The following is a 22,171-nucleotide window of genomic DNA, read 5'->3' as shown; positions in this document are numbered from 1 at the left end:
GCGGGCGTCCCAGGACCGCGGTGTCTCGCCGCGCGCGGTGTCGGGTGTCAGATGCCGGGGAAGGCGCTCTCGCCGCGCTCCCAGGCGGACAGGACATGACGGTCGAGCGCGTCCTCGACGAACAGGAAGGCGCGGATCCCGAAGATCACGTCGGCCTCGGTGTCCGGTTCGCCGCGGATGAGATCGCCGACGACGTCGGTGCGCAGGATCTGCTCGTGAACCGCGTCGGCCTCGACGTGTTCGCGGTAGAAACGTCGGCAGGCCTCCGGCGCGTCGAGCTGCTCCAGGCCGGCGAGCAGGCGCTGGGATCCGGGGGGCGAGGTGATCTCGGTGGCCGCCAGATGACCGACCGCGGCACCCCGGTACCGGCGATGGAGTCCGAACAGTGACATCAGGTTGACCGGCGTCAGCGCGACGCCGGGCACGGTGTCGAGGTACCCGAGGTAATCGGCGCGGAGATCGGAGGCCCGCAGCAGGTCGGCGAAGAGTTCCTGATGGACGGCGTCGCCGCGGCCACCGCCGAACTCGTCGAACTCGACCGCGACGAAGGCGGCTTTCGCGTGGCCCCGGAGACGCGGGATCGCCCACGCGTGCGGGTCGGCCTCTTTCAGGTGATAGAGCGAGCGCATCGCGAACAGCTGGCGGTACTGCTCCCACGTGCCGGCGTCGCGGAGTCGGTACGAGGCACCGTCGCCGTCGGGGTTCTCGATGCAGAGCTCGTCCATCTCGTGGTCGGCGGAGTCCTCGGCGGCCGCCGCCGGCACGTCGCGGTGCAGGGCAGCGAGGAACGACCGCTCGAGCGCCGCCCGGATCGTGAGCAGCGCGGGATTCCATTCCCACTCGGTGTCGGCATCGACGAAGCCCACGTAGTGCATCTCGTAGCAGAGGTAGAGGGCGAGCTGCAGGTCATCGCCGTACGGGTCGGCGTCGTCGACCGGCAACTCGGGGACCGACGCTGATGCGGGGTCACCCCGGAGGAGATCGATGACGGTGGCCGACAGAGGTCCGCGCGCACCCGGCAACAGCGGTCGCCGGAAGGTCGTGTCGTGCTCCGTCGAAACGTCGACCATCGGGTCAGCTGACACCTGTGCGTCCTCCTGTCGTCTCCGGGCGTCCGAGCGCGGACTCTCCCGGATAACCGATTCGGGCACGGGACAAACCTCGGCGCTGGCGAGACGGTCGTGATCGTCGTCCCAGCATAGGCCCCGCGATCGGATCAGCTGATCTCCGCGCGCAGCGACTTGTCCAGCGAGACGCGGACCAGCGCGGCCGCCAGGGCCTCCGGACGTCCGTCCGCGAGGTCGGCGAGCCGTCCCGGATCGTCGGGTAGCCCGAGGTCGCGGGCCGCGGCCAGTGCGCGTGTGTCGAAATACGGTGTCGCCCACTCCCACACCGACTGGACCTCGCGCAGGAAGATGTCGGCCCCGACCGGGCCGATACCGGTGAACCCCTGGAGCAGTTCTGCCGCGCGGCCGGGGTCGGCGCCGGCATCGTCGGCGAGACGACGCAGATCACCGTGATACTCGTCGAGGACCCGCTGAGCTGCCTCGCCGAGGCGGGTGGCCGTGCTCTCGTCGTACCGGACGTAGTGGCCCCGACCCAGGGCGTCGACGAGGCTCTGCCACTCGGCTCGGGCCATCTTCTCCGGCGTGCGATAACCGGCCGCGAACAGTTCGCGTGCGGCCGCGACGGCGATGTCCGCGGAGATCCTGGTGCTGAGAAGCAGGGCGAGGACCAGCAGCTCGAACAGCGGGGATGGGGTGTTCTTCAGTATGATGCCTGCGTCGTCGGCATAGGTACGGCCGGCCCGGTCGAGCAGGATGCGCGCCGTGTCGCGGGCGTGGTTCGTGCGGGTCATCGCGAACGACTACCCGTCGTGTCGGCTGGGCAATCCTCCGGTCGGGCGTCTGGTCACGCGGGGGTGATCACAACCAGTGACTGCGACGGAAGACCACGAACAGGCCGGCGCAGAGCGCGACCAGGCAGCCGAGTACCACGGGATAACCCCATTCCTGGTGGAGCTCGGGCATGTGGTCGAAGTTCATGCCGTAGATGCCGGCGACCATGGTGGGTACCGCCGCGATCGCGACCCAGGCCGAGATCTTGCGCATGTCGGTCGACTGCTGGATGCCGACCTTGGCCGCCGCGGCCTGCAGGAGCGAGGTCAGCAGTTCGTCGTACTCGAGAACGCGATCGATGACGGTGGTGAGATGGTCGCTGACATCCCGGAACTGCCGTCGGATCTCTTTGGGCACCAATGGGTTACCGCTCGCTGTCAAACTCTGCAGCGGTGTCGCGAGCGGTGTCACCGCGCGCCGTAGTTCGAGCACTTCGCGGCGCAGGAGATAGACCGGGTCGATGTCGAGCGAGTGACCCTGTCGGCCGAAGACGACCTCCTCGATGGCCGCGACGTCGACGTCCATCCGCTCGGTGACCGCAAGGTAGCTGTCGACCACCTTGTCGGCGACAGCGTGCAGGACCGCGGTCGGGCCGAGGGCGAGGCGATCGGGATGGGTTTCCAGGCGGCGCCGGAGCTCCGACAGTTCGGTGTGCTCGCCGTGCCGGACGGTCAGGACGAAATCCGGTCCGGCGAAGACCATGATCTCGCCGGTCTCGACGACCTCGCTCGCCTTGGCCATCGTCTCGTGCTCGACGTACTGCACGGTCCGCAACACCAGGAACTGGGTGTCGTCGTACACCTCGAGTTTCGGTCGTTGATGTGCGTGTACCGCGTCCTCGACCACGAGCTCGTGAAGTCCGAACGTGGCACCGACATCGGCCATCTGCGCGTCGTCGGGGGCATGGAGACCGACCCACACGAAGCCCTCGCCTGCAGCGCGCACCCGAGCAAGACCCTCGGTGTAGCTGACGCGCCCCGGCTGCCGGTGACCGTCGATGTAGACGGCGCAGTCCACGATCGCACGCGCCACCGGGACGCGGATCTGCGGGAGCGGTCGGCGGTCGCGGCGCGGTGACAACCCGCGCGGACCGGGCCGGGGGAGCGAGGGCACGGCTGCCGATCTTACCCGGGCGCCTCGTTCGATCCCCAGGCTCCGCTGCAGATACGGTGGCGGGGTGCCTGAACGTCTTGTCCGCAAACGTCTCGTCACGGTGGCCGGCCTCCTCGTCGTCCTGGCGGTGGTGCTCGCCGGCTGCGCCGACGATCCGTCGACCCCGCCGCGCGGGCTGGTGATCGGATCGTCGGACGAACCGGCGATGCGGGTGATGGCCGAGGTGTACGCGGGGGCGCTGCGCAACGCGGGCTCGGTGGTGTCCGACGACCAGCTCCGCGGGGACATGCCGACGCTGCTGGACGAGATGGATCGAGCCGAACTCGATCTCTTCCCGGGCTTCACCGGGGAATTGCTGACGATGCTCTCCCCGTCGTCGTCCGCGATCGGCGCCGAAGACGTCTACCGCGACCTCAATCGCTCACTGCCGCAGGGAGTTTCGGTGGGGGACGAGACTCCGGTGTCGGCGGCCCCACAGATCTTCGTGTCGACGACCCTCGCCGGGGACGTCGGCGCCACCGGTCTCGCCGACTGTGCCCGGCTGCCCGCGGGCCTGCCGGTCGCCGCTCTCGGTCAACCGGACGCGGCCACCATGCGGGCCTTCGCCGATGCGGGGTGCGCGTTCGGTCCGGTCGAACTCGTCGCTTCCTCCGAGGACGTGCTCCGCCGCGCCGCAGGCGGCACGGCGGTCGGCCTGCTGACGCCGCTCGAGATCGCCGGGGAAGACGCCGACGGCACGTCATCGGAGGTACAGGCGCTCCGGACGTCGCAGGGGGGCGGCGACACCGCGGACAGCCCCGGCACCCCGGCCACCGACGCCCGGCCCGCGGGCGCCGAGCAGGCCGTTCAGACCGGTCCGCGGGCGGAAGTACTCGTACCGGTGTTCCGGTCAGCGGCGCTGAACCGCGACCAGGTCAAGGCGATGAACAAGGTGGCAGGTGAGATCACCACCGCCGACCTCGCCACCATGTCCGCAGAGGTCGACGGCGGGTCGGACCCACGCGAGGTCGCCCTCGCCTGGCTGGGCGAACACGGCCTGTAGACACGACAGCGCCGGGACGCCAACACGCCCCGACCGCGTGTTGGTGCCCCGGCGTCGCCGTGATTCTCCGGCCCGCTCGCTTCGCTCCCGGCGCCGTGTCCATTCGGCCCGCTCGCTCCGCTCCCGGCGCCGCCGTGCGCCCGGCTGGTGTCAGCCGGCCTTCGACAGCGCCCAGCCGGTCAGCTTCGCCGACACCCACTGGTACTTCGACGCGACGAGGCGCACTGCGAGATCGAGGACCTTGGCGTCGGTGCCGACCAGGATGCGCGCCTTGTTCTTGCGCACGCCCTCGATGATCACGTCCGCGGCGTCCTCGCTCGTCATACGGGCGAGGTAGCGATCGAACAGTGCGGCCGTGGCCTTCTGATCGTGGTCGCCGGACACGGTCGCGTTGCGGGCGATCGCGGTCTTGATGCCGCCGGGGTGCACACAGGACACCTGCACCGGATGCTTGGCGACGATCATCTCCTGGCGCAGCGCCTCGGTGAACCCACGCACCGCGAACTTCGCGGAGTTGTAGGCGGCCTGCCCCGGTTCGGCGAGCAATCCGAACAGCGACGACGTGTTCACGACGTGACCGTCGCCGGAGGCGATCAGGTGCGGCAGAAACGCTTTGGTGCCGTTGACGACTCCCCAGTAGTCAACGTCCATCACCCGTTCGATGTCCTTGAACTCGGTGCGCTCGATCTCGCCGTGGTGAGCGATACCCGCGTTGTTGAACACGACGTTGACCACGCCGAAGTGCTCGGCAACGGTGTCGGCGTAAGTGAGCACGGCTTCGCGCTCGGCGACGTTGAGCAGCTGCGAGTGGACCTCTGCGCCCGCCTCTTTCACCAGCTTCTCGGTGACGGCCAGACCGTCGGGGGTGACATCGGAGATGGCCAGCCGCGCACCGCGACGTGCCAGCTTGACCGCGATGTCACGGCCCATTCCCGAACCGGCTCCGGTGATCACGACGACCTTGCCGCGAAAGTCCTTCATGTCTTGTCTCCTGTGGTGGGTTCGGTCGGTCAGGCGTTGGCGGTGGCGGGCGCGGCGACGTCCTCGCCCGCGGCGGAACCGGCCGGTGCCGCAGGTGCGACGGGGCGCCGGGCGCCGCGGGTCACATCGTAGGCGGCGACGTCGAAGGACCGGGTCGTCTGCCGGAAGGCGAAGGTGAAGCCGGGCCACAGCGTCGTGATGTTGCCATTGGCGTCCTTGTACCAGGAGGCACATCCGCCGTTCACCCACACGCTGTTGCGCAACTTGTGCTGGATGCCGGCGTTGAACTCCTGCTGAGCGGAGAGTTTCACCTCGGTCCGGGTGATCCCTTGGGCACGAGAGGTTTTCAGGTAGTCGACGAGGTAGTTGAGCTGCGACTCGATCATGTACACCATCGAGGTGTGGCCCAGTCCGGTCGACGGACCGACCATCAGCATCATGTTCGGGAAGCCGTGGACGAACGAACCCTTGTAGCCCTGCATGCCGATCTCGTTCCACACCTGCGCGAGGCTGCGGCCGTCCTTGCCGATGATCTTCTCGAACACCGGGGAGTCGGTGACGTGGAATCCGGTGGCGACGACGATCACGTCGACCTCGCGCACGGTGCCGTCCCGCGACACGATCCCGGTCGGCGTGATCCGGTCGATGCCGTCGGTCACGAGGTCGACGTTGGGTCGGGCGAGGGCCGGGTACCAGTCGTTGGAGCGCAGGATTCGCTTGCAGCCCACCTGGAACGTCGGGGTGGCCTTGCGGCGCAGTTCGGCGTCGCGGCCGATACCGCGCAGGATGTTGGCGCGGCAGAGCAACTCGACGGGCTTGAGCGCCTTGGGCGAGTAGGTGAGGCCAAATGCGACGACCTCGTTGGCGGCGTAGATCCCGCCGCGGACCGCGGACTGGTAACCCGGGACGTTCTTGTAGGCCCAGTGTTCGACCGAGCTGTACGCCCGCTCGGTGCGCGGGACGATCCACGGTGCGGTGCGCTGGTAGACGTCCAGCCGGCCGGCGACCTTGGCGACCTCGGGGACCAGCTGGATGGCCGATGCGCCGGTACCGATCACCGCGACGCGCTGGCCGCCGAAGTCGTGGTCGTTGTCCCAGCGGGCGGAGTGCACGATCTTGCCCTCGAAGGACTCGATGCCCTCGATGTCCGGGAGGTTGGGCTCACACAGCGGGCCGACACCGCCGACGAGGACCCGCGCGCGCACCTGGTCGGTCTTCCCGTCCTGCAGCGTGTCGATGATCCACCGGCCCTCGTCCTCGTTCCACTCGGTCCGGGTCACCTCGGTGCCGAAGCGGGCTTTGGCGGCGATGCCGAACCTGTCGGCGACCCCGTTGATGTAGTCGTGGATCTCGGGCTGGTGCGAGTACGACCGCGACCAGGTGGGGTTCTTCGCGAACGAGAAGGAGTAGAGCTGCGAGGGCACGTCGCACGCAGCGCCGGGGTAGGTGTTGTCACGCCAGGTCCCGCCGAAGTCGCGGCCGCGATCGAGGAGGACGAAGTCGTCGAAGCCGTTCTGCTTGAGGCGGACCGCGGCGCCCAGACCCGAGAAGCCGGCACCGATGATGGCGATCTCTACATCGTTCGTTGTCATGGTGTCACCATAGGGTGGTACTGAACACGTGTCAATAGCTATTGAACAAGACTCAATAGGAGTAGGCTGGCCGGGTGGCCAGAGGACGAGGAAGTGAACCGTGTCGGTGGTGAACGCCAAAGGGGTGAACGCCAAAGGGGTGAACGCCAAAGGGGTGAACGCCAAGGTGATCAACGACAAGTCGATCGACGCCGAGGGCGATGACCGGCGCACCCCGCACAAGCGCACGCGGATGAGTCCCGAGGCGCGACGCGACCAGCTGATCGAATACGGCCTCGCCATGGTCGGGGACCGGCCGCTCGAGGAGATCACCATCGATGCGATCGCCGATGCCGCCGGGGTGTCCCGGGCGCTGCTGTTCCACTATTTCGCCTCCAAGCAGGAGTTCCACGTCGCGATTGCGCAGGCGCAGGCGGACCGGATGCTCGCCCGCACCGAGCCCGATGCGTCCCTGGGCGATCCGATAGCGATCCTCTCGGCCTCGATGGCCGCGTTCGTCGACTACGTGAGCGAGAACCGCACCGCCTACACCGCGTTGATCCGTGGTGCCTCCAGCTCCGACGCGGCGATGCGGGAGGTCTTCGACCGGACCCGAGAGGTGATGGTCGCCCGGGTGCTCGACCACGCGCCGGTTTTCGGGGTCGAGGTGACCCCGGTCGTGGTGATGAGCGTGCACGGCTGGATCGCGTTCGTCGAGGAGACGACGATCCGCTGGCTCACCGCCGAGACGCCCGATGCCGGGACGATCACCCGGGACGAACTGCTCGCCCTGATCACCGCCGCGCTGCCGGCCCTCGCGGCGGCGACCATCGGGTAGGGGTTCAGAGGCCGACGACCCGCGCGGTGTCGGACCCGCCGCCGGGTTCGACGCCGTTGGCGTCCGCGAGGTCGACGCCGGTGCGCAGGGTCCGGATCAGTTCGTCGGTGAACGCGCGGATGGTGCGGTGGGCGGTCAGCGTGTCGGGGTGCCGGGCGCGCAGCGCCAGCCCGTCGCCGGTGCGCGAGATCCAGAACTGCGCATCGTCGGCGGTGGTCGCGTTCGAGATGTGGTGGGCGTCGATGACCCGATGGCGGTCCGCGCCGGGGAGCAGCCGGTAGTCGACGTAGGACACCATGAAGATGTCCGACCGGGTGCGGCGCAGTCCGCCCATCGCCTCGATGACCTGCGGAACGGGTACTTCGCCGAGCGTCACGGCCCGGCGCAGCTCGGGCCCGGTGCGCCGGATCGTCTCGATCAGGTCACCGGTACTCACGACCCGTAGTGGCGCATTGGTGGTGAACCACCCGATGGCAGTGCGCCACTTCTCTTCCCGACGTGTGTGCATCGGGAACAGCAGCGGCAGTTCGGGTCCGCCGCCGCAGCGCCGTACCGCGTCGGCCATCGCGGCCAGGGTTCCGCCGAACACGCTGGCGCCGTTGCGTCGGCACAGCTCGGCGAACAGCTCCGTCGCCGCCGGCCCGAGCAGCGTGCGCACCTCGGTGGCCTGTGCCGCGACGGCGCCGGGTTCGACCCCGAGGTCCAGGGGAAAGGTGGGCAGGGCGCCGTCCCGGTCGTCGAAGAAGCGGAGCCAGGCGCGCATCCGGGGATCGGTCGGTGCGACCGTGGACGCCTGTGACTCGGCGGCGCAGAAGTCGACGAAGCTCCCGCTCATCGCGGTCTCCGCGGGATCGAAAGATGCTCCGTGGCAGCGATATCCCTCATACAGGCGATGCAGGTCGTCGATCACGATGGAGATCGAGTAGGCATCCACGTGGCAGTGGTCGAAGCCGCAGATGATCGTCGACGCGTCGGCGCGGTCGATCGCGGCGAACAGGTACGCGGGATGGCCGAAGGGGTGACACGCACGATCGAGCGTGTCGCGAAGCCGTTCGCGCAGAACGGTGTCGGAGGTCGTGTGGATCACGGTGTCGGCGCGGAGTACGAGGTCGTCCGGGTCGTGGGAATGCCGCCGGACCCCCTCCGGACCGGCCGAGAACGACGACCGCAGGGTGCCGTGTCGCGCGACGAGAGCGTGGTAGGCGGACCCGAGCGCCGCGCGGTCCACCCGGCCGCGGACGGTGAACGCGGCGGCCAGCCAGGTGCTCGACTCACCGGCCGAGGCCAGGTGCACGGTCTGGTTGAACGACGGTGGGACATCGGAGATCTCGGACCGGGCGGTCGAGGTGTCCACGGACCAGGACAACAACTCGCCCGCAGGCGGGCAGTAGCGATCGATGGTGGTGACGTGCACTCGTCCTCACGCTCCTCTGCGCAGGGCCGCGGCCGCGGCCGGGTCGGATGGCCCTGATGTCGCCGCCGGCCCACGGATCTGCCGGTCGCCGGCGCGCGCGATGTCGGCGATGACCGCGCGCAGATGGTCGTAGTAGGGGCGCGCCACGGACTCCGCGAACGGGGTGCCCGGGATCTGGCTGCCCAGGTAGAGCTCGTCATGGTCGCGGTTGATCCACGCCGACGCGTTGGCCGTCCGGCCCTCCCCGGTGAACAGCGCACCGCGCCGGAAGGCCTCCCGCGACGCACCGGGGAACCATCGGAAATCGATGTAGGAGAGCAGGTTCGGGGCGGTGATGATCGCATCCGGGGTGGCGCCCGCGGCGGCGATGGCGGCGAGCGCGGCCGCCACCGGCACCGTCGCGAGGTCGCGCGCGTGCCTGCGGGCCGTGTGGGCCGCCGGGATCAGCTCGGCGAAGGTCGACGCTCCGGCCAGGGCGAACGCCACCGGCGCGAAGGTGCAGAACCACCCCTGCGACGTGGCATACCCGTCGAGAGCGGCGCGGGTGTTGAACACCGTCATGCCGTAGTACTCGTCGGCGCCGGCCAGCTCTCGGTCGGTGATCGCGATGGCCGCGTAGATGCCGTCGATGAAACGGCCGCCCGCTGCTCGGCACGCGGCGTCGAAGGCGGTGATCCCGGCGCCGTCGAGGAGCGAGACCTCGACACCGGTCACCTGTGCGGTGTCGCCCGGAGCCAGGCCCAGGTCGAGGGGGAACCGCGGCATCTGCAGGTCGTGCCTGCGGAAGATGTCCTGCCAGGCCCGGGTCTGGGGGGAACCCGCCAGATGCTGCGCGGTCGACTCCGCCTCGGCCGCGGCGTACGTGAAGTAACCCCCGGCGGCCGGAGCAGGCTCGGCGGGCACCGCATGATCGGGCTCGTCGCCTCCGACCAGTTCCGCATAGATCTGCGCGATCTCGTCGAGCGCCAGGGCCTGTGACGCGCCGTCGGAGAGGGCGTGATCGCACGCCAGGAAGAGGGCGAAACCGCCGGGCCGGCTGATGGCTCCGAAGGCGAATCCGGGAAAGGCGTCGCTGGAGGTCTCGCGGTCGAACCGGTCGATGAGGTACGGGTGCACATCGTCGGCCGTCTCCAGTCGGCGGTCGACGTGCCCCTCGAATTCGACGGCGGCGGGATCGACGAGGTGGGCGGTGACGTCCCCGTCGTGGCATTCGAACCAGGTGCGCAGCACCTCGTGACGCTGTACGAAGCGAGTCAGGGCGGTGCCCAGTGCCGCGGTGTCGAGGTCGCCGTCGATCTCGGTGCCCGATCCCAGGTATCCGCGATGCGTGCGCCCCGCGGCCCGGGCGACCGCTGCACCGCGCACGTGGTTCTCGGCCAGGAAGGTGACGGGTGTCGCGTGGACGACCGCGCTCGCGGCGGCTTCGCGGCAGACCTCGGTCGGATCGAAGCGCACGGCTGTTCCCGGTTGCGGCCGCCAGTTGCCCATCGCCGTGATTCTCATCGGGTTTCCTCCTCGATCATGCGGGTCGGGCGTCGTCCATCGCGGCGGGGCCGGCGAAGGGCGCGCAGGTGTAGGAGGACAGGGGCAGGGCGGTGCCCTCGGTCGCGAGCGCCTGCAGGATCGACGAGTAGGTCGTGATGAGGTCACGGATGCTCGCGTCCGCCGGATCGTGGCCGGGGTGTCGTGCGGACACCGTGATCCCGCCGGGCACCCGTGCGATCCAGAGGTAGACCTCCCGGTCCGATCGCGACCCGCCGCGCAGGATCTGCGCCCTGGCCGCATCCCACTCGTCCGCCCCGGCGACGTGACGGATGTCCAGATACGACACGACGAACTCCGGTTCTCCTCCGACGCCCAGCAATTCGACGACGCGCTGGTAGGGGAACGACGGCAGGTGCCGGACCGCGTCGATCGCGGACGCCGTGGCGGCCAGGGCGTCGTCGAACGTGCCCGCGCCGGAGAGGTCGATCTCGAGCGGAGCCAGCCCGACATACCAGCCCACCGATCCCGCGTACCGGGCCTCCGATCGTGTGTGCATCGGCATGGTCAGTCGTAGCGTGTCGCGGCCGGTGAGGGTGCGCAGGGCGACCGCGAGGGCGGCGAACACGGCCGTCTGCGTTCCGTGTCCGCCTGCTCGGGCCGCGGAGCTCACGAAAGTCGCCAGGCGGTCGGTTGCCACGTATTCGGAGATTCCGCGCTGCCGCGGTGTGCGCGCCAGGTCCCGCGTCTGCAGGTGTGGGCGGACCAGCGGGAGGCCGATTCCCGGGGCGTTCGCGGAGTCGTCCAGGAATGTGCGCCATCGCGTGACGGCCGGATGCTCGGCGGTCATGCCGAGCCCCACCGCCCGGTCGTGGACGCTGAAGTCGAGATGACTTCCGACAGCGGTCATCTCGGTGGACGTGCCCATCCGGGACGAGGTGTACAGGCGACGGATCTCGGTCATGCTCAACAGGATCGAGTACGCATCCATGATCACGTGGTCGGCGGCGAAGGCGACGGTGACGCCGCGCGACGACTCGATGGTGGCCACGAGGCAGTGCGGCCAGCGTGTCGGCGCGAGTCCGGCGTCGAAGGTCTCGATGAGGAACTCGCGGACATCGTCCCCCGAGTCGAAGTCACCGGCGACCTCGGCATCGACGCCGAGATGGGCGCCGCGGTAGGTGCGACGCGCATCGGCGCTCGTCGGGTCGGACGTCGAGTGAAGCGCTTCGTGGCGCGTGAGCCACCGGCGCAGGCAGGTGTCGAAGCGTTCGACGTCCAGATCGTTCTCGATCTCGAAAATCGCTCCCAGCCAGGAGTGTTCGTCCGAGGCGCCGTTGGCCGATCGCTGTATCGACGCCGACTGATCGTAGGTGAACGGGCGTGGATCCGGTTGCCAGCCCGAGGGATCCGTATGTGTGGTCGGCGTCCAGATCGTCACCGTCCCGGCAGGTACGGGGTAGTCGGACAGCTCGGTGAACTTCATGCGCGGTGGTCCATTGCGTCGGTCATCCGTTCCCGGGCCGCGACACCATGCCATGCCGTTCTCGGCATGGCCCCCCGGCCCATGAGTTCTGATCTGTGACAACAGGAATCGCGCATACCACGATGCATGCGCGCGGCCCCGGACGACGCCTTCCGGAGGAACTCTCCGGGACCGAGCGCCGTGTCGACACCGCCTGTGTCTGTAGCGAGCCTAAGTGCATGCGACGGGCGCGTGCAGTGGCACGGGCGCGTGACGTTCATCACCGAGGGGCAGTGTCGGCGTCGACGATCCGGGCCGAAGAACCAGGGAAGTGAATTGTGTAACTTCATGTTTCGCTGAACGGCCGTTGCTCCATGAGGTCGGTGCCGAGTCTGATTGCGTTCATGTAAAGAACTGATGACAAGCCGCCGCCGTGCCCGGGTCGCTGCACCCAGGAATGCGTAGTCAGACGCCATGTCGACGAAAAACGTTGTCGGGCAGCGCCGGATATCGTGATCGGTGCCGTTGCGGCACCCGGAACGCTCACCTACCGTGGGGCCGAAGTCGACCACACGCATCGGGGGTGCCATGTCCACGACCGTCCCGGCCATCGAGGCCCGCGGTCTGACCAAGGAATTCGGCGGCGCACGGGCCGTCGACGCGGTCGATCTCGTCGTACCCGCCGGCGGCGTCTTCGCGCTGCTGGGAACCAACGGCGCGGGAAAGACCACCACCGTGCGCATGCTGGCGACGCTGCTGCGCCCGGACTCCGGCGACGCCCGCATCTTCGGGCACGATGTCGTCGCGGAGGCGACGGCGGTCCGGTCGCTCATCGGGGTCACCGGCCAATACGCGTCCGTCGACGAGGATCTCACCGCCCGCGAGAACCTGATGATCTTCGGCCGACTGATCGGCTCGTCGCGCCGCCGGGCACGCGTCCGGGCCGACGAACTGCTGGACGAGTTCGGTCTCGGCGCGGTCGCGACCCGGCGCGTGGGGCACTTCTCCGGCGGTATGCGCCGTCGCCTCGACCTCGCGGCGTCGCTGATCACACGTCCGCGCCTGCTCTTCCTCGACGAGCCCACCACCGGGCTCGACCCCCGCACGCGGGCACAGATGTGGCAGACGGTGCGCGACATGGTGGCGCGCGGATCGACCGTCCTGCTCACCACCCAATATCTCGACGAGGCCGATGAACTCGCCGATCACATCGCGGTCATGGATCGGGGCCGGGTGGTCGCCGACGGGACGGCGGACGACCTGAAGGCCGGCGTCGGCGACATGAGTGTGCGACTCGAGCTCGCCGACGCCGACGATCTGACGGCGGCGGCCCAGGTGTGTGCGCCGTTCACCTCGAGCGGGGAGCCGACGATCGCTCGCCGCGAGGGGGTCCTCGTGCTGCCGATGGCCGACATCGACCCGCTCGCCGACATCCTCTGTGCTCTCCGCGCCCGTGGGCTCGCACTCACGTCGGTCAACGTGGTCCGGCCGACCCTCGACGAGGTGTTCTTCGCGCTGACCGACGGAGGCGACCCCACCCGAACCGCACCGGCTGCAGCGGAGATCGATTCGACGGGAGTGCGGGCATGAGCACCGGTTCGCTGCACACGAACTCGCTTGCCGCCGAGCCCGCGCCCGAGCCCCCCGACCGGGTCCGGCCGACCGCGGCGGTGATGCAGTCCCTCACGATGACGCACCGGGGTCTGCTGAAGATCAAACACAATCCGCAGCAGCTGTTCGACGTCATCGTCCTGCCCATCGTGTTCACGGTCATGTTCTCCTCGATCTTCGGCGGGGCGATCGCCGGGAACGTCGTGGGATATCTCCCGCTGCTGATCCCCGGGGTACTGGTCCAGGTGTGTGTCGCGGCGTCGGTGGTCACCGGCGTCCAGTTGCGCGAGGACCTCGATCGCGGGGTCTTCGACCGGTTCAAGTCGCTGCCGATCGCGCGCATCGCACCACTGGCCGGCGCGCTGATGGCGAACACCCTGCGCTACGTGGTCGCCTCGGCCATCACGGTGTGCGTCGGGGTGATCATGGGATACCGGCCGGCGAGCCCTGTGGGTGTCGCGGTCGCGTGCGTCCTGATCGTGGTGGTGGCTTTCTCGTTGAGCTGGATCTTCGCGCTTCTCGGCGTGCTGCTCGACAAGGCGTCGACCGTCCAGGGTGTCTCGATGCTCGTGCTGATGCCGATCACCTTCGTCTCCAACGCGCTCGTCCCGGTCGACACCATGCCCGGGTGGATGCAGGCCTGTGCGTCGGCGAACCCGGTCTCACATCTCGTGACGGCGGCGCGCGGACTGGCCGCCGGCGAGAACGTGGGGACCGACATCGCCTACACGCTTCTCGGCGCGGCGGCTGTCCTCGCCGTGGTGGTGCCGGTGACCCTGCGGACCTACATGCGGCGGACCTGAGTGTCCGCGCCGATGACCGATCGATCAGCGCGAGGAGCAGACACCATGAGCACGCCGATCACCTTCTCGGTGGTGGTACCGGTCTACAACGAGGAGGACACGATCGGCGAGTGTCTCGCCCGGTTGGCGGCACAGTCCGACCGGATCACCGAGATCGTGGTGGTGGACAACAATTCGACCGACGGCAGCCGTGCGGTGATCGACGCCTGGCGTTCGACTCACCCGTGGATCCGCGTGATCGACGAGGCCCGACAGGGGCTGGTGTACGCGCGGAACTCCGGACTCGATGCCGCGACGGGAGATCTCGTCGCCCGCATCGACGCCGACACCCGGGTGCCTCCGGACTGGGCGAGCACGATCGTGGAGTTCTTCGCCGCCGACGTCGGGGAGGACTGGGCGGCACTGTGCGGGCGAGGGGAGGCCTACGACGTGCCCCTGGCCGGACGATTCGACCGGTGGAAGACCCGCCTGCACCCGCTGAACCGGTTGCGGCGCGAGAAGCCCGTGACCGAAGTGCCGGTGCTCTACGGCTCGAACATGGTGCTGCGGCGCACGACCTGGGCGGCGATCCGGGACCGGGTCAGCATGCGCCGGAACATCTTCGAAGACGTGGACATGGGGCTCTGCGTGAGTGACGCGGGCGGGCGCAACGCCTTTCTCCGCTCGCTGACCGTCGGGGTGTCGCCGCGTCGGATGGAGACCGGCATGGTGCCGTTCGTCCACTACATGAGCTTCCTCCCGCGAACGTTCCTGCTGCATCGGCGCTTCGGGCTGGCAGCCGGCGCGGCGGCGGTCTATGTGCCCGCGATCGCGGTCGCGCACGCGATGCGTCTCGTCGTGCTGCGGTCCTATGACTCCCGGACGGGTCGGATCGATCCGCGAAACCTGCTGCGGGGCGGTGGTTCCGATCGTGTCCTGCCGTGATCGCGGGAGTCCGCCCGCCCCGGGATCAGCCGGCGCGCCGACGCGTGGCCGGCGTCGAGACCGTCTGTTCGACGATGTCGGCCGCCGACCGTATGGCCTCGGCAGGGGGTATGAGCCGGTCGCGGAGATGGGCGGATCGCCCACGCGTGTCCGCGTCCAGGATTCGGTCGAGTGTCCGGGTCAGCGACTCCGCGGTCACTCGTGCCATCGGCAACGTGGCGCCCACCCGCGCGCTGCTCAGGGCCCGTCCCCAGATCGGCTGATCGGCTCCGACCCAGGTGACCAGGGTGGGCAGTCCGGCGCGCAGGCCCGCCGCCACCGACCCGGCGCCGCCGTGATGGACCGCGGCACGGCACCGCGGCAGTACGGCGTCGTGATCGACGTGCCCGACCACGCGCACGGCGTCCCCGGATGTCGATGCGTCCGAGACGGATTCGCTCGACATGAAATCGCTCCAACCGCCCGAAACCAGCAACCTGATCCCGAGCCGCCGCGCCGCGGTTCGGAATGCGTCGGCCAGGCCGTCGGGGTCGGCCGGCAACATGCTGCCGAAGCCGACGTACACCGGGGCGTCGCCGGCGTCGAGCCAGTCGGCGAGGCTTCCCGGTCCCGACTCGTCATCGAGTCCGGCATCACCCACCCCGGCTCGTTGCGGTGCGGCGAGAGTGAAGAATCCGACCAGCGGCCGACGCCGGCCCCACTGCGTCGTGAGGCTCTCGAAGAGGGCCGGATCATAGGCCTGGATCTCGGGAACCCCGGTGCGGGAGATGAGTTCGGCGTAGGGGCGGGCCAGGGGGGACAACCCCAGGTCGGATCGCAGGGTGTTCTCGGCCGAGCGGGTGGCGAGCCAGAGGGCTCGCTCGGCGACCCGCCAGCTCAGGTCATTGATCGCCGCCGGCGCATCGATGCCGAGGTGGGCGAGCAGGGACACCGAGCCGTTGCGTCGAATGGGGCAGTAGTGCAGCGGGATGTGGGGGATCCCGAGGACCGCCGAGACATTGTGGGCGCGTTCCTGACCCGCGCTGCTCGCGACGAGCGCATCCGCCCCGTCGGCGAGTTCGAGCAGGCGTTGCTGCATCACTCGGCCGCCGCGCACCGACATGGCCGACACCGCGCGCAACCGGGTGCGCGGGTTCTTGGACCGCATGTCCTCGCGTACCAGATCCGAGGCCAGCAGGTCGCGCGTGCTCGCACCGTAGGCCTCGGTGGGAATGCCTGCGCCGCTGCCGAATCCGACCAGATCGGGTGGCGCGGCGAGGGTCACCCCGTGGCCGCGTCCCAGGAGTTCGGCGGCGAGGGCGACGGCCGGCTGGACATCGCCGCGGCTGCCGTTGACCGCGATCACGAACCTCAACGTCGAACCCCTCGCGTGTCGGTGTGGTCGGATGGGCGACCGATTCTAAACACGACCGGTCGCCGCGGCGCGCGGCCCGAGACGCGGATCACCGGGACGGTGTCATGAGGATCTCGTTCGTCATCAACGGAACCCGCGGGGACGTCCAACCGGCATCGGTGCTGGCGAGGGCGCTCGCACTCCGTGGCCACGATGTGCGTCTCGCGGTGCCGCCCAACATGGTCCGGTCCGCCCGGACCTGGGCGGACGGCGCTGTGCGGCCGGAGGTCGTGCCGCTCGGCCAGGACACGCGTGCCCACCTCGAGATGGTGGCACGGGCCCGCGCTCAGGCTGGGCGTCACCCGCTGCGACGTCTGCGCGTCCTGCTGTCGCTGCGAAACGCCGGATGGGACCACCTCGTCACCGACATGGCAGCGGTCGTCGACGGAGCGGACGTCATCGTGACCGGGTTGATCACCGAGCAGCCCGCGCTCGCCTTCGCCGAATCGGCCGGTGTCCCGTTGGTGTCGATCCACCACGCCCCCGTACGCCGCAACCACCGGGTCGGCCCTGTTCCCGGCCGGCTTCCGGGCGGCCCCCGTGCCGTCCGCGCGCAATGGGTCGCCTACGACGCCGTTTTCGGGCTGCTCACCAGGCGACGGGAGCGTCGCCTCCGCGCCGCACTGGGTTCGACCGGGACGTCAGAGCCCTACTCCGCTCGACTGCGGGCGGCGGCGGGTCGGGAGTTGCAGGCCTACGACCCGTTGTTCGGAGTGCCCGACGACCGGTCCGGACCGCACGATCGGTTGTGGGTCGCCGACTCGACGGCTCGCCCGCGACCGACGGTGGGGTTTCTCGGGTTGCCCGTGGACTGTCCGGTCACCGGCTCCGACGCACTCGCGTCCTGGCTCGACGCCGGCGACGCCCCGGTCTACGTGGGTTTCGGCAGCATGCCGTTGCGGGGAGAGGAGAGCATCCTGCGCGCCGTCGCAGAGCTCGGCCGCCGGCTCGGTCGTCGGATTCTGGTCTGTGCCGGCTGGTCCGAACTGGGCGCCGAGGTGCGCAGCGGTGTGGAGTCCGACGCGGTGCGGGTCGAGACCCAGGTCGACCACCGCACGGTCTTCGGCCGGTGCGCGGTCGTGGTCCACCACGGGGGCGCCGGGACCACCGCGGCCGTGCTGCGCGCCGGCCGGCCGTCGGTGATCTGCTGGTACGGCGCGGATCAGCCGTTCTGGGGTGCCGAACTCGAACGGCTGGGTGTCGGCGTGTCGATGCCGATGGCCCGTGTGGGACGTGACCTGGACGTGGATCGGCTGTGCGATGCCGTCGCGGCGATGCTCGACCCCGCGGTCGCCGATCGGGCCGCGCGACTGACGACGGTCCTGGTGAGCGAGGACGCGGCGCTGGTGGACGCCGTGCACGCGGTCGAGAGTTCGGTGACAAGCTCATGCACGAGGGAACCGTGTTCGCGGGGACCGCAGACGCGTAGCGGAACGAAGGTGGACGTATGACGACGATGCAGTCGCACGCGGGAGGACGACCCGAGGGCGAGCGGGCGGCCGGGGCAGAGCGGGGCGTGCGTGGCCTCGCGACACGCGTACGCGCCGAGGGGTCGGCGATCCGGGGCGACCGGCTGACCTCGGAAGACGCCCCGTTCTGGTTCGTCACACCGGCACTCGGCTGGTCGGTCGTGCTCCAGCTGGTCTGGGTGTTCGACGAGGAGGTCTCGATCGAGGCACTCACCGCGATGAACGCGGCACTGGCGCGCGGTCGGCTGAACCGCATGCTCGTCGTGCCGGATGTCCGCGGGGCGCGTCCGCGCTGGGTCGACGCGCCCGACGCACCCGGACTGGCAGCCGACAGCCAGCCGGTGTCGGAGACGGAGATCGACGAGTGGGCGACCGCCGAGATGTCCGCTGTTCCTCTCGATGCCGAAGGTGGACGGTGCTGGCGATTGCGGTCGGTCCCCACCGCGGACGGCGGCACCGTGGTCTCCCTGTGCGCCCTGCACGTGGTCACCGACGGTCGTGGCATGCTCGCGGCCGCAACCGAGGCCGCCGAGGCCTCGGCGGTGCCGCTCGACCCCGCGTCCGGTCCCGGGGCCGCGGCGGCCGACGAGCCGACCCTCCCGTCGGTTTCGTGGCGTCGCCGGCGGGCCGGCGATGTCGTGGATGTCGGGTCGCAGGTCGTGGCGGTCGTCGCCGGACTCGCCCGGGCGGCACTCGAACAGCGCAAGGCCGGCGGCCCCGAACCCGACCCGCGCCCGGCCCGGCCCCCGATCGCCGAACGGTCGCCCGCCGCCGAGTTCACCTGGGCCACCGCAACCGTGCCGGCGGCGGACTTCGACCGGGTCGCCGCCGAACACGACGGCACCGCCAACACCCTCTTCATCGCCGTGGTCAGCGGCCTGTTGCGCTCGAGTGGCCATGCACCGCTGCCGAATCCGATCAAGGTCGGGGTTCCGGTGGACCGTCGCGAGAGCGAGGCGGACACCAGGTCCAATCCGATCGCGGGCGTGTCGGTGTACCTGACCGACGAGCCGGTCGCCGGCGGCGACCTCGGCGGCATCAGGTCCGCGTGCAAGGCGGCCTTCGTCCGCCTGTCCGAGGGCCGGCGGGCCCCGCACATCCATCTGCGACCGCTGGCCTGGTTCCTGCCGCCGGCCGTGATCGTCAAGATCGTCAGCGCCGGCAACGGGATTCCCGACGCGGTGATCTCCAACCTCGGTGACGTGCCGCCCGCGGCGACGGTGCTGGGGGGCAGGCTGGCGCGCAAGATCGCCTTCCGCGGAATGGCGCAGGGCATCGACGCCTCGGCGGGACAGCGATTCGGCGACGGGGTCCAGTCGTGGCTCGTCCGCACGCGGGACCAGGTGACGTTCACCGTGCTCGGCTGCGACGAGTCGAGTTTCTCCTCCGACGCCGTCGTCGCGGACCTGCTCGACCGTGAACTGACGGCGTGGGGGCTGCCCCACGAGATCTGGTGACCCTTCGAACCCGGTGATACCGAGGAGAACACATGACTGCAACGGTGACCGACATCCCACCCGCCCAGGTGCTTCGCGTGACGGGCCCCGACGAGTCCTACCTGCTCGTGGCGGAACTGTTCGGGATGGGTGCCCCGATCCAGATCACGTGGGTCTTCGACGACGATCCGGGGGATGAGGCGATCGACTCGCTGCGGGCCGGCCTCGCGGCCGGACCGCTGCACCGTGCCGTGTCCCGCCGTCGGGTCCCGTTCGCCCGCCACCGCTGGGTTCGGTCGCCGCATCCGGCGCAGGCCGGGCGGGTGGAGGTCGTCGACGCCGACAGGGTCGGGGAATGGGCCGATTCGGTGCTCCGCGCGAGTCGTCTCGATCCCGTGCACGGGTCCGGATGGCAGCTCGACTCGGCGCGGATCACCGGCGGCGGCCGTGCGGTGTCGTTGCTCGCCTCCCACATGATCACCGACGGCCACGGTCTGTACCGGCTGGTGGCCGACGCGGCGGCAGGGCGGACCGCGAGCCTTCCCACGACCGGCAGCGGACGCTCCTGGGACGCCGTGCGCGCCGATGCCGCCGACGCCGCGCTGTCGATACGGGCCGCCGCGCGATCCGTGGGGATCCTGCTCCGCGAGGCCCGGGCGGCGCGGTCTGCCCGCTCCGGCGACGACCAGGCCGATCCGCGGTCCGCACGAACAACCCCGAGGCGGGTCCCACCAGGGTCCGACCCGGACACGACGCTGGCGACGGTCGACCTCTCGGCGACCGAGTGGGCCGCGCGCGCCGCGGAACACGGCGGCACCGGAAACTCGTTGTTCACTGCGCTTCTGGCCGGGATCGTGCACCGTTCGGGTCGTCCGCTCGACGGCCCGATGACGGTGTGCATCGCGGTCAGCACGAGAGACGGCGACGACGACCACCGCGCCAACGCATCGGGCGGGGTGTGGGTCCGGATCGCCGATCCCGTCGAACCGGGCTCCGACCTCACCACCATCCGGTCGTCGAGCAAGCGGGCCTTCGTCGAGTACGCCGAGTCCGGTGGCGATCAGGCAGCCGACAACCTCCAGCCGATCGTTCGCATGTTGCCGCGGCGACTCATCGGCCGGCTGATGCGCGCGATCCCGGGACCCGACACGACCGTGTCGAACCTGGGGACGACCCCGGAGTCGGCGTTGCGCATCGGCGGCCGCACCGCGTCCCGGTTCGCCATCCGAGCGGTCATGCAGGGCATGCCCGCGCAGGAGCGGCGGGTACGCGGTCCGGCGATCGCCGCCTGGGCGGTCACCTACGGCGACACGGTCACCCTCACCTTCTTCGGCATCGACCCCGACCACTTCGGCGACGCCGGGCGGTTGCGCACCCTGATCGCCGACGAGCTGACCGCCTGGCGGGTCGGGCACCGGTTCTGGTGACGGCGCACCACATCTCGATCGTCCTGTACGGCAGTCGGGGCGACATCCAGCCGGGGGTCTGTCTGGCCCTCGAACTGCAGGCGCGCGGCCATCGCGTCAGCGTCCTCGTCCCGCCGAACCTCTCCGGCCTCGCGCGGGCCACCGGGGTCGGGGACGTCCACGAGATCGGCCTCGACTCCGATGCGGCATGGTCGTCGGATGGCGCGCGGTCGGCGCGCTCGAGTCGTAACCCGCTGGCGCGGATCGCATTCGCGCTGCGCACCGTCCGAGGCGGATTCGACGCCCTCGACGCCGACCTCGAGCGTCTGTTCGTCCCGGAGTCGGCGCCGCTGCACGGCACCGGTCTCCTCGTCGCCGCGCCACTGTGCCAGGACCGCGTGATCGCGGTGGCCGAACACCTGGGCGTCCCGCTGACCGTGCTGCGATACGGCCCGATGTCGGAGAACGGACTCATCGGTGCCGTGCCCGGCCTCACCGAACGATGGTCACCGGCCGCCAAGCGCCGGTCCTGGCGCGTCGCCGACCGGCTGACCTGGGCCGCGACCGGCTGGAACGAGAACCGCTTCCGGCGCCGGATCGGACTCCGCCCGAGCCGCGGGCCGCTGCCGTGGCGTCTGGTCGCCGACCGAACCCCGCAGATCCAGGCCTACGACGCGGAGATGGTGCCGGGTCTCGCCGCCGAGTGGGACGACCGCAAACCTCTTGTCGGTTTCTTCGACCTCCCGGCGTCGAGCCGGCCCGGCATCGCCGAGATCGGCGCGGACACAACCGAACTCGCCGAGTGGCTGGACGCCGGCGAGCCGCCGCTGTTCCTCACCTTCGGCAGCATGCCGATCCTCGACCCGCACACGCTGGTCGCACGCTGGCGTACCGCTGCGCGTGCGCACGGGGTGCGGTGCCTCATCGCCATGGGAGAAGCGACCGGCATCGACCCCGACGACCCCGATGTCTTCCACACCGCCGGCGTCGACCACGCGTCGGTGCTACCGCGGTGTGTCGCCGCGGTCCATCACGGCGGCGCCGGGACCACCGCGGCCGGCCTGCGGGCCGGACTCCCGACCCTCGTCTGCGCAGTCACCGCCGATCAGCCCTTCTGGGGCGAGCGGGTCCGGGCGCTCGGTGTGGGGGCGACCGTCCGGCTGTCGACGTTCACCGACGAGGATGCACACGCGGGCCTGCGAACCGTGCTCGCCGCCGAGACCCGTTCGGCGGCCGCTGCATTCGCGCGAAGGATGACGTCCCCGGACAAGTCCGTCGCCGCCGCGGCGGACATCTGCGAATCCCGGCTGAGATGACGGCATCGA

General features: G+C 70.1%; 18 protein-coding genes. 9 read left to right on the top strand and 9 right to left on the bottom strand.

Going from position 1 to position 22,171, the window contains the following annotated elements:
* Window positions 1–47 precede the first annotated feature (47 nt).
* The 3 genes from MHN80_RS22180 to MHN80_RS22170 all read right to left on the bottom strand — a co-directional run bounded on the left by MHN80_RS22180 (window position 48) and on the right by MHN80_RS22170 (window position 3,011).
* Window positions 48–1,070 carry an iron-containing redox enzyme family protein gene (locus MHN80_RS22180; RefSeq protein ID WP_239403697.1) on the bottom strand — a complete coding sequence of 341 codons (1,023 nt, stop codon included), beginning with the start codon at window positions 1,068–1,070 and terminating at the stop codon, window positions 48–50.
* A gap of 146 nt (window positions 1,071–1,216) precedes the next feature.
* Window positions 1,217–1,858 carry an endonuclease gene (locus tag MHN80_RS22175; RefSeq protein WP_239403686.1) on the bottom strand — a complete coding sequence of 214 codons (642 nt, stop codon included), beginning with the start codon at window positions 1,856–1,858 and terminating at the stop codon, window positions 1,217–1,219.
* Window positions 1,859–1,925: 67 nt separating this feature from the next.
* Complete coding sequence (locus tag MHN80_RS22170) at window positions 1,926–3,011, bottom strand: magnesium and cobalt transport protein CorA (RefSeq protein ID WP_101819016.1); 1,086 nt, start codon at window positions 3,009–3,011, stop codon at window positions 1,926–1,928.
* 64 nt (window positions 3,012–3,075) lie between these two features.
* On the opposite strand from MHN80_RS22170, the gene MHN80_RS22165 reads away from it, so the two are divergent.
* Window positions 3,076–4,053: a glycine betaine ABC transporter substrate-binding protein gene (locus MHN80_RS22165; RefSeq protein WP_239403685.1), complete on the top strand. Its 978-nt coding sequence runs from the start codon at window positions 3,076–3,078 to the stop codon at window positions 4,051–4,053.
* A gap of 150 nt (window positions 4,054–4,203) precedes the next feature.
* On the opposite strand, the gene MHN80_RS22160 is transcribed toward MHN80_RS22165, so the two are convergent.
* Window positions 4,204–5,034, bottom strand: a complete 831-nt coding sequence (locus MHN80_RS22160; RefSeq protein WP_101819014.1) for an SDR family oxidoreductase — start codon at window positions 5,032–5,034, stop codon at window positions 4,204–4,206.
* A 29-nt stretch (window positions 5,035–5,063) separates the two neighbouring features.
* The gene (locus MHN80_RS22155; RefSeq protein ID WP_064571535.1) at window positions 5,064–6,626 is read right to left on the bottom strand and encodes an NAD(P)/FAD-dependent oxidoreductase; all 1,563 of its coding nucleotides are present in this window, start codon (window positions 6,624–6,626) and stop codon (window positions 5,064–5,066) included.
* A 232-nt stretch (window positions 6,627–6,858) separates the two neighbouring features.
* On the opposite strand from MHN80_RS22155, the gene MHN80_RS22150 reads away from it, so the two are divergent.
* On the top strand, window positions 6,859–7,443 hold the full coding sequence (locus tag MHN80_RS22150) for a TetR/AcrR family transcriptional regulator (protein WP_231896026.1): 585 nt from the start codon (window positions 6,859–6,861) through the stop codon (window positions 7,441–7,443).
* A gap of 4 nt (window positions 7,444–7,447) precedes the next feature.
* Here MHN80_RS22150 and MHN80_RS22145 read toward each other — a convergent pair whose 3' ends face one another.
* The 3 genes from MHN80_RS22145 to MHN80_RS22135 are packed head-to-tail and all read right to left on the bottom strand — an operon-like array spanning window position 7,448 to window position 11,825.
* Window positions 7,448–8,857, bottom strand: coding sequence for a condensation domain-containing protein (locus MHN80_RS22145; protein ID WP_239403684.1), 1,410 nt, complete (start codon window positions 8,855–8,857; stop codon window positions 7,448–7,450).
* A 6-nt stretch (window positions 8,858–8,863) separates the two neighbouring features.
* Window positions 8,864–10,360, bottom strand: a complete 1,497-nt coding sequence (locus tag MHN80_RS22140; RefSeq protein ID WP_239403683.1) for a condensation domain-containing protein — start codon at window positions 10,358–10,360, stop codon at window positions 8,864–8,866.
* A 16-nt stretch (window positions 10,361–10,376) separates the two neighbouring features.
* Window positions 10,377–11,825 (bottom strand): condensation domain-containing protein, encoded by a 1,449-nt coding sequence (locus MHN80_RS22135; RefSeq protein ID WP_239403682.1) that lies wholly within the window; start codon window positions 11,823–11,825, stop codon window positions 10,377–10,379.
* A gap of 567 nt (window positions 11,826–12,392) precedes the next feature.
* Between MHN80_RS22135 and MHN80_RS22130 the strand changes: the two genes are divergently transcribed.
* Genes MHN80_RS22130 through MHN80_RS22120 form a run of 3 tightly spaced genes read left to right on the top strand, consistent with a single transcriptional unit; the run spans window position 12,393 to window position 15,142 of the window.
* Window positions 12,393–13,394, top strand: coding sequence for an ATP-binding cassette domain-containing protein (locus MHN80_RS22130; protein WP_239403681.1), 1,002 nt, complete (start codon window positions 12,393–12,395; stop codon window positions 13,392–13,394).
* A complete protein-coding gene (locus MHN80_RS22125; RefSeq protein ID WP_239403680.1) occupies window positions 13,391–14,218 on the top strand; it encodes an ABC transporter permease in 828 nt (275 codons plus the stop codon). The genes MHN80_RS22130 and MHN80_RS22125 overlap by 4 nt, the downstream gene beginning before the upstream one ends.
* Before the next feature lie 45 nt (window positions 14,219–14,263).
* On the top strand, window positions 14,264–15,142 hold the full coding sequence (locus MHN80_RS22120) for a glycosyltransferase family 2 protein (protein WP_239403679.1): 879 nt from the start codon (window positions 14,264–14,266) through the stop codon (window positions 15,140–15,142).
* Between the two features lie 25 nt (window positions 15,143–15,167).
* On the opposite strand, the gene MHN80_RS22115 is transcribed toward MHN80_RS22120, so the two are convergent.
* Window positions 15,168–16,487: a glycosyltransferase gene (locus tag MHN80_RS22115; RefSeq protein WP_239403696.1), complete on the bottom strand. Its 1,320-nt coding sequence runs from the start codon at window positions 16,485–16,487 to the stop codon at window positions 15,168–15,170.
* Window positions 16,488–16,600: 113 nt separating this feature from the next.
* Here MHN80_RS22115 and MHN80_RS22110 point away from each other — a divergent pair, with 113 nt between their 5' ends.
* The 4 genes from MHN80_RS22110 to MHN80_RS22095 are packed head-to-tail and all read left to right on the top strand — an operon-like array spanning window position 16,601 to window position 22,162.
* A complete protein-coding gene (locus tag MHN80_RS22110) occupies window positions 16,601–17,986 on the top strand; it encodes a glycosyltransferase (RefSeq protein ID WP_239403678.1) in 1,386 nt (461 codons plus the stop codon).
* Window positions 17,983–19,461 carry a hypothetical protein gene (locus MHN80_RS22105; RefSeq protein WP_239403677.1) on the top strand — a complete coding sequence of 493 codons (1,479 nt, stop codon included), beginning with the start codon at window positions 17,983–17,985 and terminating at the stop codon, window positions 19,459–19,461. The genes MHN80_RS22110 and MHN80_RS22105 overlap by 4 nt, the downstream gene beginning before the upstream one ends.
* Window positions 19,462–19,493: 32 nt before the next feature.
* On the top strand, window positions 19,494–20,867 hold the full coding sequence (locus tag MHN80_RS22100) for a hypothetical protein (protein WP_239403676.1): 1,374 nt from the start codon (window positions 19,494–19,496) through the stop codon (window positions 20,865–20,867).
* The gene (locus tag MHN80_RS22095) at window positions 20,864–22,162 is read left to right on the top strand and encodes a glycosyltransferase (protein ID WP_239403675.1); all 1,299 of its coding nucleotides are present in this window, start codon (window positions 20,864–20,866) and stop codon (window positions 22,160–22,162) included. Before MHN80_RS22100 ends, MHN80_RS22095 begins: the two co-directional genes overlap by 4 nt.
* Window positions 22,163–22,171: the final 9 nt, after the last annotated feature.

Source organism: Gordonia sp. McavH-238-E (assembly GCF_022348225.1).
GTDB lineage: Bacteria > Actinomycetota > Actinomycetes > Mycobacteriales > Mycobacteriaceae > Gordonia > Gordonia terrae.
This window is presented reverse-complemented; position numbering and strand designations above follow the sequence as displayed.

What these genes read in the sequence shown, in the direction of transcription:
- MHN80_RS22180 (WP_239403697.1), bottom strand. Translation starts at nt 1,070, where the DNA reads ATGGTCGACGTTTCGACGGAGCACGACACGACCTTCCGGCGACCGCTG.
- MHN80_RS22175 (WP_239403686.1), bottom strand. Translation starts at nt 1,858, where the DNA reads ATGACCCGCACGAACCACGCCCGCGACACGGCGCGCATCCTGCTCGAC.
- MHN80_RS22160 (WP_101819014.1), bottom strand. Translation starts at nt 5,034, where the DNA reads ATGAAGGACTTTCGCGGCAAGGTCGTCGTGATCACCGGAGCCGGTTCG.
- MHN80_RS22155 (WP_064571535.1), bottom strand. Translation starts at nt 6,626, where the DNA reads ATGACAACGAACGATGTAGAGATCGCCATCATCGGTGCCGGCTTCTCG.
- MHN80_RS22150 (WP_231896026.1), top strand. Translation starts at nt 6,859, where the DNA reads ATGAGTCCCGAGGCGCGACGCGACCAGCTGATCGAATACGGCCTCGCC.
- MHN80_RS22140 (WP_239403683.1), bottom strand. Translation starts at nt 10,360, where the DNA reads ATGAGAATCACGGCGATGGGCAACTGGCGGCCGCAACCGGGAACAGCC.
- MHN80_RS22135 (WP_239403682.1), bottom strand. Translation starts at nt 11,825, where the DNA reads ATGAAGTTCACCGAGCTGTCCGACTACCCCGTACCTGCCGGGACGGTG.
- MHN80_RS22130 (WP_239403681.1), top strand. Translation starts at nt 12,393, where the DNA reads ATGTCCACGACCGTCCCGGCCATCGAGGCCCGCGGTCTGACCAAGGAA.
- MHN80_RS22125 (WP_239403680.1), top strand. Translation starts at nt 13,391, where the DNA reads ATGAGCACCGGTTCGCTGCACACGAACTCGCTTGCCGCCGAGCCCGCG.
- MHN80_RS22120 (WP_239403679.1), top strand. Translation starts at nt 14,264, where the DNA reads ATGAGCACGCCGATCACCTTCTCGGTGGTGGTACCGGTCTACAACGAG.
- MHN80_RS22110 (WP_239403678.1), top strand. Translation starts at nt 16,601, where the DNA reads ATGAGGATCTCGTTCGTCATCAACGGAACCCGCGGGGACGTCCAACCG.
- MHN80_RS22105 (WP_239403677.1), top strand. Translation starts at nt 17,983, where the DNA reads ATGACGACGATGCAGTCGCACGCGGGAGGACGACCCGAGGGCGAGCGG.
- MHN80_RS22100 (WP_239403676.1), top strand. Translation starts at nt 19,494, where the DNA reads ATGACTGCAACGGTGACCGACATCCCACCCGCCCAGGTGCTTCGCGTG.